General features: G+C 73.5%; 14 protein-coding genes. 5 read left to right on the plus strand and 9 right to left on the minus strand.

The features are described 5' to 3' along the window. Positions 1 to 9: 9 nt before the first annotated feature. The 3 genes from D0D28_RS27465 to D0D28_RS27475 are packed head-to-tail and all read left to right on the plus strand — an operon-like array spanning position 10 to position 1,230. Positions 10 to 219 carry a hypothetical protein gene (locus D0D28_RS27465; protein ID WP_167481583.1) on the plus strand — a complete coding sequence of 70 codons (210 nt, stop codon included), beginning with the start codon at positions 10 to 12 and terminating at the stop codon, positions 217 to 219. Further along, on the plus strand, positions 216 to 821 hold the full coding sequence (locus D0D28_RS27470) for a hypothetical protein (protein WP_116113616.1): 606 nt from the start codon (positions 216 to 218) through the stop codon (positions 819 to 821). The genes D0D28_RS27465 and D0D28_RS27470 overlap by 4 nt, the downstream gene beginning before the upstream one ends. A 52-nt stretch (positions 822 to 873) precedes the next feature. Further along, the gene (locus D0D28_RS27475) at positions 874 to 1,230 is read left to right on the plus strand and encodes a VOC family protein (protein WP_116113643.1); all 357 of its coding nucleotides are present in this window, start codon (positions 874 to 876) and stop codon (positions 1,228 to 1,230) included. Here D0D28_RS27475 and D0D28_RS27480 read toward each other — a convergent pair. The 7 genes from D0D28_RS27480 to hutH all read right to left on the minus strand — a co-directional run bounded on the left by D0D28_RS27480 (position 1,209) and on the right by hutH (position 9,363). Beyond that, entirely contained in the window at positions 1,209 to 1,433 is a 225-nt protein-coding gene (locus D0D28_RS27480) for a hypothetical protein (protein ID WP_116113618.1), read from the minus strand. The genes D0D28_RS27475 and D0D28_RS27480 overlap by 22 nt on opposite strands. A gap of 11 nt (positions 1,434 to 1,444) precedes the next feature. Next, complete coding sequence (locus tag D0D28_RS27485; RefSeq protein ID WP_116113621.1) at positions 1,445 to 2,566, minus strand: inorganic phosphate transporter; 1,122 nt, start codon at positions 2,564 to 2,566, stop codon at positions 1,445 to 1,447. A gap of 72 nt (positions 2,567 to 2,638) precedes the next feature. Beyond that, entirely contained in the window at positions 2,639 to 3,784 is a 1,146-nt protein-coding gene (gene hutI / locus D0D28_RS27490) for an imidazolonepropionase (RefSeq protein WP_116113624.1), read from the minus strand. Beyond that, the gene (locus D0D28_RS27495; RefSeq protein WP_116113626.1) at positions 3,772 to 5,049 is read right to left on the minus strand and encodes a formimidoylglutamate deiminase; all 1,278 of its coding nucleotides are present in this window, start codon (positions 5,047 to 5,049) and stop codon (positions 3,772 to 3,774) included. Before D0D28_RS27495 ends, hutI begins: the two co-directional genes overlap by 13 nt. After that, positions 5,046 to 6,206: an allantoate amidohydrolase gene (locus D0D28_RS27500; RefSeq protein ID WP_116113629.1), complete on the minus strand. Its 1,161-nt coding sequence runs from the start codon at positions 6,204 to 6,206 to the stop codon at positions 5,046 to 5,048. Before D0D28_RS27500 ends, D0D28_RS27495 begins: the two co-directional genes overlap by 4 nt. Then, positions 6,203 to 7,855, minus strand: a complete 1,653-nt coding sequence (gene hutU, locus D0D28_RS27505) for a urocanate hydratase (protein ID WP_116113632.1) — start codon at positions 7,853 to 7,855, stop codon at positions 6,203 to 6,205. The genes D0D28_RS27500 and hutU overlap by 4 nt, the downstream gene beginning before the upstream one ends. Beyond that, positions 7,852 to 9,363 carry a histidine ammonia-lyase gene (gene hutH, locus D0D28_RS27510; protein WP_094006705.1) on the minus strand — a complete coding sequence of 504 codons (1,512 nt, stop codon included), beginning with the start codon at positions 9,361 to 9,363 and terminating at the stop codon, positions 7,852 to 7,854. Before hutH ends, hutU begins: the two co-directional genes overlap by 4 nt. A 72-nt stretch (positions 9,364 to 9,435) precedes the next feature. Between hutH and D0D28_RS27515 the strand changes: the two genes are divergently transcribed. Beyond that, on the plus strand, positions 9,436 to 10,221 hold the full coding sequence (locus tag D0D28_RS27515) for an IclR family transcriptional regulator (RefSeq protein WP_094006706.1): 786 nt from the start codon (positions 9,436 to 9,438) through the stop codon (positions 10,219 to 10,221). A 319-nt stretch (positions 10,222 to 10,540) separates the two neighbouring features. Further along, positions 10,541 to 11,740: an IS110 family transposase gene (locus tag D0D28_RS27520; RefSeq protein ID WP_116113634.1), complete on the plus strand. Its 1,200-nt coding sequence runs from the start codon at positions 10,541 to 10,543 to the stop codon at positions 11,738 to 11,740. Between the two features lie 105 nt (positions 11,741 to 11,845). Here D0D28_RS27520 and eccB read toward each other — a convergent pair whose 3' ends face one another. Then, complete coding sequence (eccB, locus tag D0D28_RS27525; RefSeq protein ID WP_116113637.1) at positions 11,846 to 13,240, minus strand: type VII secretion protein EccB; 1,395 nt, start codon at positions 13,238 to 13,240, stop codon at positions 11,846 to 11,848. A gap of 3 nt (positions 13,241 to 13,243) precedes the next feature. Then, the gene (gene eccD / locus D0D28_RS27530; protein WP_116113640.1) at positions 13,244 to 14,617 is read right to left on the minus strand and encodes a type VII secretion integral membrane protein EccD; all 1,374 of its coding nucleotides are present in this window, start codon (positions 14,615 to 14,617) and stop codon (positions 13,244 to 13,246) included. Positions 14,618 to 14,837: the final 220 nt, after the last annotated feature.

Genomic DNA, 14,837 nt, shown 5'->3' on the forward strand with positions numbered 1-14,837 from the left:
ATGATCGGCATGGCCGAACGCACCCTGACCGAGCAGCTCGGCGCCGAACCGCCCGCGGGCGTCGCCGCGCTGGATCCGGCGCACCAGCAGGACCTGGCCGACGCGGTGCGCGCCGCCCGGCGTCGTCAGGCGGCCGCGCTGGCCAAGGCGGGCAACGACGCGCTCAAGTTCGTGCCCGCCCTGCTGCGGCCGGCCGTCCGGAAGGCCGTCGGCCTGTGACGCCCCAGGAAGCGGAGATCCGCAAGCTGGCGCGGGTGCTCGGGGTCGGCGTGGAACGGCTCGCCTACCTCGCCGACGTGCCCGTCGAGGACCTGCGTGAGCTGCGGGAACGCGCCACGACCGTGCTGTTCGACGCGCACCTGGGCGTGCTGGAGCGGATGGCGGGCGCGAGCAAGCTGCTGCCGGTCCCCGTACTGGCGAAGATGGCCGAGCGGGTGTTCGGGCCGCTGCTCGCCGCGCGCATCGCGGGGCTGGTCGAGGCCTCTCGCGGGGCGGAGATCGCCGGACGCCTGTCACCGGCGTTCCTCGCCGACGTGGCCGCCGAACTGGACCCGAGGCGGGCACGCGGGATCATCGGGAAGCGGCCGGCGCCGGTGGTCGTCGCGGTCGCGCGCGAGCTGAGCGGGCGGCAGGACTGGATCACCATCGCCCGGTTCGTCGACCACCTGCCGGACGCGACGATCGTGGCCAGCCTGGAGTTCATCCCGGACGCCGCGCTGCCCGAGGTCGCCGCGATGCTCGACGATCCCTCGAAGATCGGCAAGGTGCGGGACCTGCTGCTGCTGGAGCGGCTGGCCGCGCTGCCCGAACACCTCCGCTGACGGTTCCCGTTCGTCCAAGACGGCCGCTCGGCGAGGCGTCACCATGGACGGCATGGTCCAGCGAATCGTGCCCTACCTCACCACCGCCGACGTCGCCCCGGTGCGCGACTTCTACGTCCAGGTCCTCGGGCTCGAGGTGGCCATGACGGATCCCGTGCTCAACCTGCGCTCCCCCGCCAACCCGGCCGCGCAGATCATCGTTCAACGGCCCGGGTCACCACAACCGCGCTTGGGGGTCGATGTCGGGACACCGGAGGCCGTCGACGCGGCCCACGCCGAGGTCGTCCGCCGCGGCCTGCGGGTCGTCTACCCGCTCACCGACGAAGCGTGGGGCGTGCGGCGCTTCTTCGTGACGGATCCGAGCGGCTCAGTGGTCAACGTGCTCGCTCACGCCGACACGATGAGGTAGATGCCGTAGAGCACGACGGCCGCGCACGCGGCGAAGCACACGCCCGCCGTCACCGCGCCCGCCGTGCCGCTCGCGCCGCTCTCCCGGGCGTCGGCGCGGGCGGCGACGCCGCGGACGCCGACCGCGAACAGCCCGGTCACCACGGCCACCTCGGCCAGGGCGGTCACGAACACGCTGCCCAGGGCAGCCCAGTCGATGTGCACCAATGCCCTCCTCAGACCGCCACCGGAACGGCTTGCTCGGGGTCGGCCACGGTCTGCGGGGTCACCGGGTTGCGACGCGACCACAGCCAGATGCCCAGGGCCGCGGCGATCAGCACCAGGCCGACCACCAGCGTGCCGAGGGTGCCCAGGGTCGCGACCTTCGCCGCCACCGCGCCGACCACGGCCGCGGCAGGCAGGGTCAGCAGCCAGGCCAGCGCCATCCGGCCGGCGACGCTCCAGCGCACCTCGGCCAGCCGCCGCCCGACCCCGGAGCCGATGATGCCGCCGGAGCAGACGTGGGTGGTGGACAGCGCGAACCCGAGGTGCGAGGACGCCAGGATCGTGGCGGCCGCGCTGGTCTCGGCGGCGAAGCCCTGCGGCGTCTGCACGTCGGTGATCTTGCGGCCCATGGTGTGGATGATCCGCCAGCCGCCCATGTAGGTGCCCAGCGCGATCACCAGCCCGGCGCTCAGCACGACCCACAGCGGCGGACCGGACCCGGCGGCCAGCGCTCCGGACGAGATCAGCGTGAGCGTGATGACACCCATCGTCTTCTGCGCGTCGTTCGTGCCGTGCGCGAGCGAGACCAGCGAGGCCGACAGCACCTGGGCGCGCTTGAACGACTTGCCCACCACGTCCTGCCGCACCTTCGCGGTGATCCGGTAGACGAGGTAGGTGCCGACGACCGCGACCAGCCCGGCCACCAGCGGCGAGGCCACGGCGGGGATCAGGACCTTCTGCACGACCTGCGCGAAGTGCACCGCGTCGGCGCCGGAGGCGACCCAGGTGGCGCCGATCAGGCCGCCGAACAGGGCGTGCGAGGAACTCGACGGCAACCCGAACAGCCAGGTCAGCAGGTTCCACAGGATCGCGCCGACCAGCCCGGCGAAGACGACCACGGGGGTGACCTTGGTGTCGTCGACGATCCCGCCGGAGATGGTCTTGGCCACCTCGACCGACAGGAACGCGCCGACCAGGTTGAGCACGGCGGAGATGGTGACCGCGACCTTGGGTCTCAAGGCGCCGGTCGCGATGGAGGTCGCCATGGCGTTGGCGGTGTCGTGGAAACCGTTGGTGAAGTCGAACGCCAGTGCGGCGACGATGACCACGAGGACGATCAGCGAGAGGTCCACACCATCAACGTTACCTTTCGGGTGATGGGGTACTCCGCTCGGCCGATGAACTCCTGGTGAACGTGATTTGCCTTACCCCACAAGCGTTCCACGGCGCCACACCCGCCACGTCAGCGGCACTCCCGGGCGATATGCGAGGTGTGTCCGGGATGGGGCGTTCAGTACGTGCAGATCGGCTCGCGCGCCCGGCCGGAGCACGCCGACATCGGTCCGGCGCAGGGCCCGCGCGCCACCGAGGGTCGCCGCGCGCACCGCCTCCTCGACCGACATGCCCATCTGCAGCACCGCCGTCGCCACGCAGAAACTCATCGACGTCGTGTACGAGCTGCCCGGGTTGGCGTTGGTGGCCAACGCCACCGTCGCCCCGGCGGCGAGCAGCCGCCGGGCGGGCGCGAGCGGCTGACGGGTCGACAGGTCGCAGGCCGGCAGCAGGGTCGCCACGGTGTTCGACGAAGCGAGCGCCTCGATGTCCGGTTCGGTCAAGTGGGAGCAGTGGTCGACGCTGGCGGCACCCAGCCGCACCGCGAGCCGCACCCCGGGGCCGGGCCCGAGCTGGTTGCCGTGCACCCGCAGGCCGAGGCCCCGCTGCGCCGCGGCGGTCAGGACCCGCTCCGACTGGGCCTCGTCGAACGCGCCGGTCTCGCAGAACACGTCGGCCCAGCGCACCGAGTCAGCCACCGTGTCGAGCATCGCACCGCAGACGAGATCCACATAGGACTCCGGGTCGGCGCCGGGCGGCACCAGGTGGGCGCCGAGGAAGGTGACCTCGTCGGCAACCGCGGCGGCGATGCGGGCGGAGCGGGCCTCGTCGGCCACGGTCAGCCCGTAGCCGGTCTTGGTCTCCAGGCAGGTCGTGCCCTGGCGTGCGGCTTCGGTCACGTGCCGGCGCAGGTTGGCGGTCAGCTCGGCGTCGGTGGCCGCGCGGGTCGCCTCCACCGTGACCGCGATACCGCCCGCGGAGTACGCCTGACCAGCCATCCGGGCCTCGAACTCGGCGGTGCGGTCGCCGGCGAACACCAGGTGCGTGTGGCTGTCGACCCAGCCCGGCAGCGCGGCGCGGCCCTCGACGTCCACCCGCTCGTCCGCGTCGGGCGCGGCCGCGGCGGGACCGGCCCAGGCGATCGTGGGACCGTCGAACACGATCGCGGCGTCGGTGAGCGTGCCCAGTTCCTCGTCGTTCGTGGTCAGCTCGCCGATGCCGGTGATCAGGACCGCCACAGCGCCTCCACCTCCTCCGCCAGCACCGCCGCCGGGCGGTCGATCAGCTGGTGCGTGCGGTCGCGCACGATCCACCGGCCGCCGATCAGGACGTCGGTCACGTCGGCGGCCGAGGCGGCGAACACCGCGCCCGACGGCTCGGTTCCGGCCGTGCGCACGGAGTCCAGCGCGACCGCGACCAGGTCGGCGGGCCCGCCCACCGCCAGCCGGCCCCCGTCGCGTCCGAGTGCCGAGTGGCGCGTGGCCGCGGCCACGCGCTCGGCGACGCCGAAGCATCCCCGCTCCTCCGCCGCGAGCCGTTCGTGCAGTTCGAGCGCCCGCAGTTCCTCGAACGGGTCGACCACGGCCTGGCTGTCGCTGCCCAGGGACAGGTCCACGCCCGCGTCCGCCAGCCGTCGTGCCTCGCCGATGCCGTCGCCGAGGTCGCGTTCGGTGGTGGGGCAGAAGCAGACCTGGGACAACAGGCCGAGGTCGGTGTCCGTGAGGTGCGTGCCGTGCACGGCGACGGTGCGCGGGCCGAGGACGCCGGCTCGGTCCAGCAGTTCGGCCGGGGTGCATCCGTGGTGCGCCAGGCAGTCGTCGTTCTCCGCCCGCTGTTCCGACAGGTGCACGTGCAGGGGGCCGTCCCAGTCCGCGAAGAACGGCAGCTGGTCGGCGGGCACGGCACGCACGGAGTGCACGGCCGCGCCGACCAGCGCCGATCCCGGTTTCAGCGCGTCCACCCGCTCGGCCCAGCGGTCCACGTCGCCGTCACCGAACCGCAGCTGCACGCCGGCCAGGTCGCGGCCGAAACCGCCGGCCAGGTAGCAGGTGTCGAGCAGGGTGAGCCGGATGCCCGCGTCTTCGGCGGCCTGGATCAGGGCGTGACCCATCGCGTTCGGGTCGGTGTAGGGCCGCCCGCCCGGCGCGTGGTGGAGGTAGTGGAACTCGCCGACGGCCGTGTACCCGGCGAGCACCATTTCGGCGTAGACGCCCCGCGCGAGCCGGTAGTAGGAGTCCGGGTCGAGCCGCTCGGCCAGCGTGTACATCCGCTCGCGCCAGGTCCAGAACGTGCCGCGGTCGTGGTGCGTGCGGCCGCGGAGCGCCCGGTGGAAGGCGTGCGAGTGCCCGTTGGCGAAGCCCGGCAGCACGAGCCCGGGCAGCACGGTTCCCTCGCGTGGTGCGCCGGTGCTGACCTCGGTGAACACGCCGTCGGACACCGCGATCCGCACCCCGGACACGACTCCGTCCGGCAACCACGCGTGCTCAGCCCACAAGATCGTCATGTCGACAATGTCTCCAGGACCCGGGCGAGCGCGACCACGCCCTCCTCGACGTCGGCGTCCTCGGCGAACTCGTCCGGCGCGTGGCTGATCCCGGTCGGGTTGCGCACGTAGAGCATCGCGGTGGGCACGTGGGCGGCGAGGATCGCGGCGTCGTGTCCAGCGCCGGTGGGCAGCTCGGGCGCGTTCAGCAGACCGGTCAGCCGGTCGCGCAGCGCGGGATCGAACGTCACGGTGTCGCCGTAGGACTCCTCGGTGACGGTGACCGTGCAGCCCTCCGCCGCCGCGGCCCGCTCGGCCGCCTCGGCCACCTCGGCGACCACGTCGCGGCTGTTTCCCCGCGCGTCCAGCCAGAGATCCACTGTGGACGGGATGACGTTGGTTCCCCCTGGTCGCGGTACGAGTCTGCCGACGGTGGCATGAGCGTCCATTGTGGATGCGATCCGCCGGGCGGCGAGCACGACCTCCGCGGCGGGCAACATCGGGTCGCGGCGATCGCGCAAAACTGTCGTACCCGCGTGGTTCCCTTGTCCGGTGAACGAGAACCGCCACCGCCCGTGCTCCAGCACCGTGCTGCCGACGCCCACCGGCACGTCCAGCGCCCGCCCCTGCTCGACGTGCAGCTCGACGAACGTCCCGATGCGCTCCAGTCCGGCGTCGTCACGGCCGAAGTGCCGGGGATCCACCCCGGCACGGCCGGCGGCTTCGGCGAGCGTCATCCCGTCCGGGTCCCGCAGGGCCCGCGCCCGGTCGGGGTCGAGCGCCCCGGTCAGCAGCCGCGAACCCAGGCACGGCACGCCGAACCGGCCGCCCTCCTCCTCGGCGAAGACGACCACCGCGAACGGCCGCGCCGGGCGGAATTTCCGGTCCTGCAACCGGGACACCGCTTCCAGTGCGCTGGCCACGCCGAGCGGACCGTCGAACGCCCCGCCACCGGGCACCGAGTCGAGGTGGCTGCCGGTCACCAGCGCGTCCGGGCCCGGCGCGCCCCACCACGCACACAGGTTCCCGTTGCGGTCGGTCTCCACGTCCAGCCCGCGCCGCCCGGCCTGCTCCCGGAACCAGTCGCGCATCTCGGCCTCGGCGTGGTCGAACCCGTGGCGGGCATATCCGCCGCCGGGCGCGCGGCCGACGTCGGCGAGATCGTCGAGCAGGCTCACGCCTCCTCCTGCATGGGCACCCGCACGCTACGGTCCCGCGCCACCTCGGCGGCGCGCTCGTACCCGGCGTCCACGTGCCGGATCACACCCATGCCCGGGTCGTTGGTCAGCACCCGCTCGATCTTCTGCGCGGCCAGCGGTGTGCCGTCCGCGACGCACACCTGTCCCGCGTGGATCGACCGGCCCATGCCCACGCCTCCGCCGTGGTGCAGCGACACCCAGCTCGCGCCGGAGGCCGTGTTGACCAGCGCGTTGAGCAGTGGCCAGTCGGCGATGGCGTCCGAACCGTCGGCCATCGCCTCGGTCTCGCGGTACGGGGAGGCGACGCTGCCCGCGTCCAGGTGGTCGCGGCCGATCACCACGGGGGCGCTCAGCTCGCCGCTGGCGACCATCTCGTTGAACCGCAGCCCGGCGAGGTGCCGCTCGCCGTAGCCGAGCCAGCAGATGCGTGCCGGAAGTCCCTGGTACGCCACGCGATCACCGGCCATCCGGATCCACCGGGTGAGGGTTTCGTTGTCCCCGAACAGGTCGAGGACGGCACGGTCGGTCGCGGCGATGTCGGCCGGGTCGCCGGAGAGCGCGGCCCAGCGGAACGGGCCCTTGCCCTCGCAGAACAGCGGGCGGATGTAGGCGGGCACGAAACCCGGGTAGTCGAACGCCCGCTCGCAGCCGCCGAGCTTCGCCTCACCACGTAAGGAGTTGCCATAGTCGAACACTTCCGCACCGGCGTCCAGGTAACCGAGCATCGCGCCCACGTGCTCGGCCATCGACTCGCGCGAGCGGTCGGTGAACTCGTCCGGCTTCGCGGCGGCGTAGTCGTGCCAGTCGTCGACACCGACGCCGATCGGCAGGTACGCGAGCGGGTCGTGCGCGGAGGTCTGGTCGGTGACGATCTCCGCCTCGAGCCCGCGGCGCAGCAGCTCCGGCAGCACCTCGGCGGCGTTGCCGATCACGCCGACCGACACGGCCTCGCCGGCCTTCTTCGCCTCGGTGACCCGGCGGATCGCGGAGTCCACATCGGACGCGAGCTCGTCGAGGTAGCGGGTCTCCAGGCGGCGGCGGGCGCGTGCGGCGTCGCATTCGACGACGAGTGCGGTACCACCGTTCATGGTGATCGCCAGCGGTTGGGCGCCACCCATGCCGCCCAGCCCGGCGGTCACCGTGAGCGTCCCGCGCAGCGTGCCGCGGAACCGTTTCTCCGCCACGGCGGCGAACGTCTCGTAGGTGCCCTGCAGGATGCCCTGCGTGCCGATGTAGATCCAGGAGCCGGCGGTCATCTGCCCGTACATCGTCAGGCCGAGCTTCTCCAGCCGCCGGAACTCGGGCCAGGTCGCCCAGTCCCCCACGAGGTTGGAGTTCGCGATCAGCACCCGGGGCGCCCACTCGTGCGTGCGGAACACGCCCACCGGCTTGCCGGACTGCACCAGCAGGGTCTCGTCCTGCTCCAGCCCGGTGAGGCAGCGGGTGATCGCGTCGAAGCTCGCCCAGTCGCGGGCGGCCTTGCCGGTGCCGCCGTAGACGACGAGGTCCTGCGGGCGCTCGGCGACGTCGGGATCGAGGTTGTTGTGCAGCATCCGCAACGCGGCTTCGGTCTGCCAGTTCTTCGCCGTCAGCGTGGTTCCGCGGGCGGCCCGGACGGTGCGGCTCATGCTTCCTCCAGTGCGGTCAGGACGGCTCCCGAACGGACGAGTTCCTCGGCGGCCGCGATCTCCGGCGCGAGGTGGCGGTCCGGTCCCGGCGCGGCGACGTGTTCCCGGACCAGGTCGCGGACCGCGGCCGTGACCGGCGCGGGTCGCAGTGGCGCGCGGAAGTCCAGCGCGCGGGCGGCGGTCAGCAGCTCGATCGCCAGCACCGAGGTCAGCCCGTCGACCGCGCGGCGGAGCTTCCGCGCCGCGGACCAGCCCATCGAGACGTGGTCCTCCTGCATGGCGCTGCTGGGGATCGAGTCGACCGAGGCCGGCACCGCCAGCCGCTTCAGCTCGCTGACGATCGCGGCCTGCGTGTACTGGGCGATCATGTGCCCGGAGTCGACGCCGGGGTCGTCGGCGAGGAAGGCAGGCAGCCCGTGCGAACGGGACACGTCGAGCATCCGGTCGGTGCGGCGTTCGGCGATGCTCGCGACGTCGGCGAGCGGGATGGCCAGGAAGTCCAGCACGTAGGCCAGCGGCGCGCCGTGGAAGTTGCCGTTCGACTCGACGCGGCCGTCGGCGAGCACGACCGGGTTGTCGATGGCCGCGGCGAGTTCGCGGTCGGCGACCAGTTCGGCGTGGGCGACGGTGTCCCGGGCGGCGCCGTGCACCTGCGGTGCGCACCGCAGCGAGTACGCGTCCTGCACGCGCGTGCACTCGGGCCCGCGATGGCTGGCGACGATCTCCGAGTCGGCGAGCGCGGCGAACATCCGGCGCGCGGAGACCGCCTGCCCGGGGTGCGGGCGCAGCGCCTGGAGGTCGGCGGCGAAGGCCCGGTCGGTGCCGAGCAGGGCTTCGACGCTCATCGCGGCCGTGAGGTCGGCGGTGTCGAGCAGCCGGTTCAGGTCGTCCAGGGCGAGGACGAGCATGCCGAGCATCCCGTCGGTGCCGTTGGTGAGAGCCAGGCCCTCCTTCTCCGCGAGGGTCACGGGTTCGATGCCGGCCTCGGCGAGGGCCTGCGCGGCGGACCGGCCGTCGAGCACTTCGCCCTCCCCCATCAGCGCGAGCGCGACGGCCGCGAGCGGCGCGAGGTCACCCGAGCAGCCGAGCGAGCCGTACTCGTGGACGACCGGGACAATGCCGGCGTTGAGCATCGCCGCCAGCGCTTCGGCGGTCGCCGGGCGGATACCGGTGTGCCCGGAGGCGAGGGTGCGCAGCCGCAGCAGCATCAGGGCGCGCACGACCTCCGGCTCGACGGCGGGGCCGGTGCCTGCGGCGTGGGAGCGGATGAGCGAGCGTTGCAGGGCGGTGCGGCGGTCGGCGGGGATGTGCCGGATGGCGAGGGCGCCGAAGCCGGTGGAGATGCCGTAGGTCGGCTGGTCGGCGTCGGCGAGCGCGTCGATGTGGCGGCGGGTCTCGCCGAGGGTCTTGCGGACCTCGTCGCTCAGCTCGACCGACGCGTTGTGCCGCGCGACCGCGACGACCTGCTGCCGGGCAAGTGGCCCCGAGTCCAACCGCACTGTGCTCATGGGCTCATTGCACTCCGCCGCGGGGCCGGCCGGAGGTCCCCGAGGAGTGGTTGTGTCTGGTATCCCAGACACATGACGGATGTGCCCGCTCTGCGCCGCGGTCTGGCGGTGCTGCGGGTCCTGGCGACGCGGCCGGGGCCGATCTCGGCGGCGGCGATCGCGCGCGAGCTCGACCTGCCGCGCTCGACGACGTACCACCTGCTGGCGGAGCTGGAGGCGGCGGGTTTCGTGGTGCACCTGGCGGCCGAGCGCCGGTACGGGCTGGGGATCGCGGCGTTCGAGCTGGGTTCGGCGTACCTGCGGCACGACCCGCTGGAGCGGCTGGCGGCGCCGTTGTTGCGGAAGCTGGCGGACCGGGTGGGGCACACCGCCCAGCTGGGGGTGCTGCACGGGAACGAGTTGCTGTACCTGGTGAAGGAGCGTCCGTCGGCGCCGGAAACGCTGGTGACCGAGGTGGGGGTGCGTCTGCCCGCGCACCTGCCGGCGAGCGGGCAGGCGTTGCTGGCTCACCTGCCGCACGCCCATGTCCGGGCGCTCTACCCGCAGGCGGCGGCGTTCGTCACCCGAACGGGCCGGGGCCCCTCGACACTGCCCGAGCTACGCCGCGCCCTGGCCGAGGTCCGAGCGCGCGGCTGGGCGGTCGAGGACGGCCAGGTGACGCGCGATTTCGCCTCGGTGGCCCACGCGGTTTTCGACCACAACGGCCGCCCGCTGGCGTCAGTGGCGGTGACATTCCGGCACGTGTGCGCGTCCGGCTGCACGGAGACCTGGCCAACGTTGGCCCGCGACGTCGGCGCGACTGCGGCGGCGCTGACCAGGCAGGTCGGCGGCAGAACCCCCACGTCGCCAGGGGCGTGAAGCGTGGGACCGGACAACCAGAGGATGGGGGTGAGGAGGCGAAGCCCCCGTGGCGGACCCGGAGGCCGCCCACGAGAAAGGCCCGCCCCGTTACCTTTTTCGTGGTTCCTGATCAAGGAGCTGTGGTCGCCAGGTTCGGTATGACTGATGCCCCCAGTCGAGGTCATGATCCGGGGGGTGGTGTCGCCGGGCCTGGTGGCATCGGGGGACCGCTGAATAGGGACACGGCCACCCTTGGGGTAGGTCTCGTCGCAGGCGTGGGTGCCGGCCATCGATGCCCTGACCGGCGACCACCCGCGACGGATGAAAGACACTGTGCATGACCAGCAGTTATGGCGTGTTCCTCGGCCTGGATGTCGGCAAGGGCGACCATCACGCCGTCGCTCTGGACCCCACCGGGAAACGGCTGCACGATGGGCCGCTGCCCAACACCGAACCCAAGCTGCGGGCGTTGTTCGACAAGCTCGCCGTTCACGGGCCGCTGCTGGTCGTCGTCGATCAACCAGCCACGATCGGGGCACTGCCGGTCGCGGTCGCCCGCGCCTGCGGGCATCAGGTGGCCTACCTGCCCGGTCTGGCGATGCGGCGTATTGCCGATCTCTACCCGGGCAATGCCAAGACCGACGCCCGGGACGCGTTCATCATCGCCGACGCCGCCCGCAGCCTGCCCCACACGCTGCGCCCGGTCGACACCGGTGACGAGGCCCTGGCCGAGCTGGAGGTCCTGGTCGGGTTCGACGACGATCTGGCCGGTGAGGCCACCCGGCTGGGCAACCGGATCCGCGGCCTGCTCACCGGCATCCATCCCACGCTGGAACGTGTCCTGGGTCCCCGCATCACGCACCCAGCGGTGCTGGAGATCCTGTCCCGCTGCGGCGGCCCGACAGGCATCCGCAAAGCCGGACGCCGCAAGGTCACCGCCATCGCAGCGACTCACGCGCCCCGCCTGGGCGAGAAACTCGTCGCCGACATCTGGACCGCGTTGGGCGAGCAGACCGTCACCGTCCCGGGAACGGCCGCAGCCGACACCGTCCTGCCCCGACTCGCCGACAGCCTGAAAACCGTGCTTCAGCAACGCAACCAGGTCGCCACCGAGGTGGAGGACATACTTGATGCTCACCCTCTTGCCGGGGTCCTGACCTCGATGCCCGGCATCGGGGTCAGGACCGCCGCCCGCATCCTGCTCGAGGTCGGCGACGCCTCCGCCTTCAAGTCCTCGGCGCATCTGGCCGCCTACGCCGGCATCGCCCCCGTCACCCGCAGCTCCGGCACCAGCATCAAAGGCGAACACCCCACCCGCAACGGCAACCGCAAACTCAAACGCGCCTTCTTCCTCGCCGCCTTCGCCGCCCTGCACGACCCCACCAGCAGGGCCTACTACCAGCGCAAACGCGACGAAGGCAAGAAACACAACGCCGCCCTCATCTGCCTCGCCCGACGCCGCTGCGACGTCCTCTACGCCATGCTCCGCAACGGCACCCACTACCGCCACCCCGACCCCGCCCCCGCCGCGGCTTGACAATCACATAGGGACACCCCCCGGCGCTCCCTCCACGCACCTCAGGCCGTGCCGGAACAGCCCCGCCGCCAAGAGGACATCAGTGGCCGCGGTGCCCGCCGCCGCTCAGTGCAGTACCGCCGCCGGGTCCAGGGTGCTTCCCAGCGGGACCCGGCTCACGATGCCCGCCGGGAGGCGCACCGGCGTGGCCTCCCCGTACCCGAGCACCCCCAGCACCGCCCGGTCCGCCAGCGCGTGCGCCCGCCCCTGGTCCGTCACCAGCAGCACCGTCCCGGCGTAGGCGCCCGCGCTCGGCATCGCCTCGATCAGGGCCGCCCGGCCGGGCTCGACGTACACCCGGTCGGCCATCGGCATCCCGAGCGCGCTCCGGCCCGGCGTTGCCATCGCCGCGACGGCCGGCATCCGCGGATCCACATGCATCACCGGCGCCACCGCCCCGGGTTCGTACGTCGCGCAGAGCGTGTCGCCGCCCACGAACCCGGGGCGTTCCCTCGGCGCGGCGCCCGGCCCGGCGTCACCGGCGGGCGCGATGCGCGCCTCCGCCGCCTCGGCCGGGCCCAGCGGGATCCCCACCGGCTGACCGCCCCCGTACGCCTGCCGCGTCGCCGGGTCCGCCCGCTGGATGTCGTACTGCAGCGGCGAAATCGGCCGCAGCCGGTCGGCCTCGGCGAGGTAGTGCTCCCGGCTGCCCGCGGTGTCCAGGACGAGCAGCTGCCCGGCCCGGATGTCCGCCCGCCCCGGCACCGCCGCGCACGGCCCGCCCGCCCCGGCCGTGCGGATCGGCGCGATCGGCTCCCCCGCGGGCAGCACGTCCACCACCGCCATGGCCGTCCGGGTCCGCGGCACCGACTGCAACGCCAGCCCCACCGTCACCGTGTCGGCCTGCCGGATCCGGTGCCGGTAGCCGTCCGCGATCAGGTACTGGTCGCCGCTGGCGGGCACCTCGGCCAGCAGCGCCCCCGCCGGCCGTCCCCCGGGCGCCCCGGCGCCGACCAGCAGCACCGACTCGTCCACAGTGGACCCGCTGGGATCCGGGACCGGACGCGAGCACAGGCTCCACCCGCCGGTGAGCAGCTGCTCCGGGCCGGGCAGGGCGTCCGGCGCGCCCGGGATCCCGATCTCCGGGCCGCGCGGCACCCCGGCCAGCGAGTTGCGCGACACCGACACCGTCTCGGCGCGCTCCCCCAGCGCCAGCAGCGCCGAGGCGTAGTTCGCGACGGGGTGCAGCACCCCGTTCAGGTACACGTACCGCGCCCCGGTCTCCTTGGCCACGATCACCGCGGGCCGGTCCCGCCACGTCGTGTTGCCACCGGGCTTGACCAGTCCGTACACCCCGACCGCGACCAGGGCGAGGATGGCCAGCACGATGCTGCCGATCGCGGCCCCGCCCGGGCGGCGGAACGGCGGCTGCTCCGGATCGGGCTCCCGCGTCACCAGCGCGGAGATGGCCCGCTGCGCGAGGAACTGGTGCGCCTGCAGGAGGTCGCGTTTGGACGCCATCGCTCACCCACCCAGCCCGCGGACCAGCCCGTACACCCCGAGCACCGCGCACAGCACGGGCACGCAGGCGAGCACGATCGCCACCTCCAGCAGCTCGGCGTACCGGCCGAAGAACGGGCTGGGCAGCCGCTTGCTGTGGCTCAGGCCGGTCAGCACGGCCAGCCCGCCGACCACGATCAGCACCGGCGCGGTGATCACGAACGGCAGCCGCGCGCCGGGACCGCAGGCGAGCGCGCCCGCCGCGACGACCCCGGCGAGCAGGAGCGGCGCCCGGTGCCGCAGCGCCGGGTAGAGCCGCGCGCGCAGGCAGAACCCCACCGCCAGCACGCACAGCAGCACGACGACCGCGGTCCCGGCCTCCCGCGCGACGACGCACAGGCACAGCACGGTGACCGTGGCCGCCCCGGCGATCATCCCGGTCAGCAGCTGGTCGGCACGCAGGACCGCGGCGTAGACCGCTTTCCGGGGCGGTTGCGGGTCGTCGCGCACCAGGTCCGCGGTCGTGCGCGGCAGCACCGGCATCGGCACCCGGCCCAGGCGGATCGCCAGCGGACCGAACAACGGGGAGAACAACAGCACCGCCACGGCCGCGATCGCCGCCCCGTCCACGCCGTCCAGGACGTCGGTGGTCGCCGGCCACGACGCGAGCGCCCCCACGACGCTCGCGGTGAGACCGGCGACGAACACCTCGGCGCGCTCGACCACGGCCAGCTGCCCGAGCACCGAGGCGATCAGCAGCGCCGAGCAGCCGCCCAGCACGTGCGGCGCCCCCAGCCCGGCCGGCTGCGGCCCGCCGGCGAGCAGCAGCGCTCCCCCGGTGAAGGCGAACGGCAGCGCCAGCGCCGCGACGGCGGCCCCCGCGCCGGCGTCGCCGAGCGCCCTGGCCATCGCGGTGCCCGCCGCGAGCAGGACCACGGCGCCCCCGAGCGCGGCCCACGCCGCGGTCCCCCACGGCGGCCCGGCCCGCACCACCGCCACCAGCGCGAGCACGGTGGCGAACGCGCCGGTCAGCAGTCCCGCCGCGCGGGTGTGCACCGGCCCCCAGAGCCGCCCGGTGCGGCCCGCTCCCTTGGCGATCGTGTCGGCGAGGTCGTCGTACTCCAGGTCGGGCCAGTGCAGGCTGCGGGACACCAGGTGCAGGACCTCACCGTCGCGGATCCCGTAGGTCGCCAGCGCCCGGCCGAGCTCGAGCACCGTGCCGTCGCCGCGGCGCAGCAGCCAGCCCCCGCCCGATCGCCCGTCGTCGGGCAGGCTTTCGCCGGCCCGGCGCAGCAACCCCGGCAGGATCTCCCCCACCGGCGAACGCTCCGGCAGCGCGAGGTCGATCCGCCGCGCGGGTGCGTCGATCGTCACCCGGACGAGGTTCGTCGTCGTCATGGCCCCCACCCTGGGCTCGCGGGCGCTCCGGCGGAACGGATCCGGCAGGTACCGGCCACGGCGCTGGTTGTCATCGGATCCTCATGTTGGGACCGGCATGGTGATCGGCATGCTCCCGACGACGACCGCGCAGCAGCGACAGCACCCCGTCGCCGCGGCCACGCCCAGCGCCACCGGGCAACCGGTAGCGCTGGGCGTGGCCGCGGCGACGGGGTGCTGT

It is taken from the genome of Amycolatopsis ruanii (assembly GCF_003385175.1).
Lineage (GTDB): Bacteria > Actinomycetota > Actinomycetes > Mycobacteriales > Pseudonocardiaceae > Amycolatopsis_E > Amycolatopsis_E thermalba.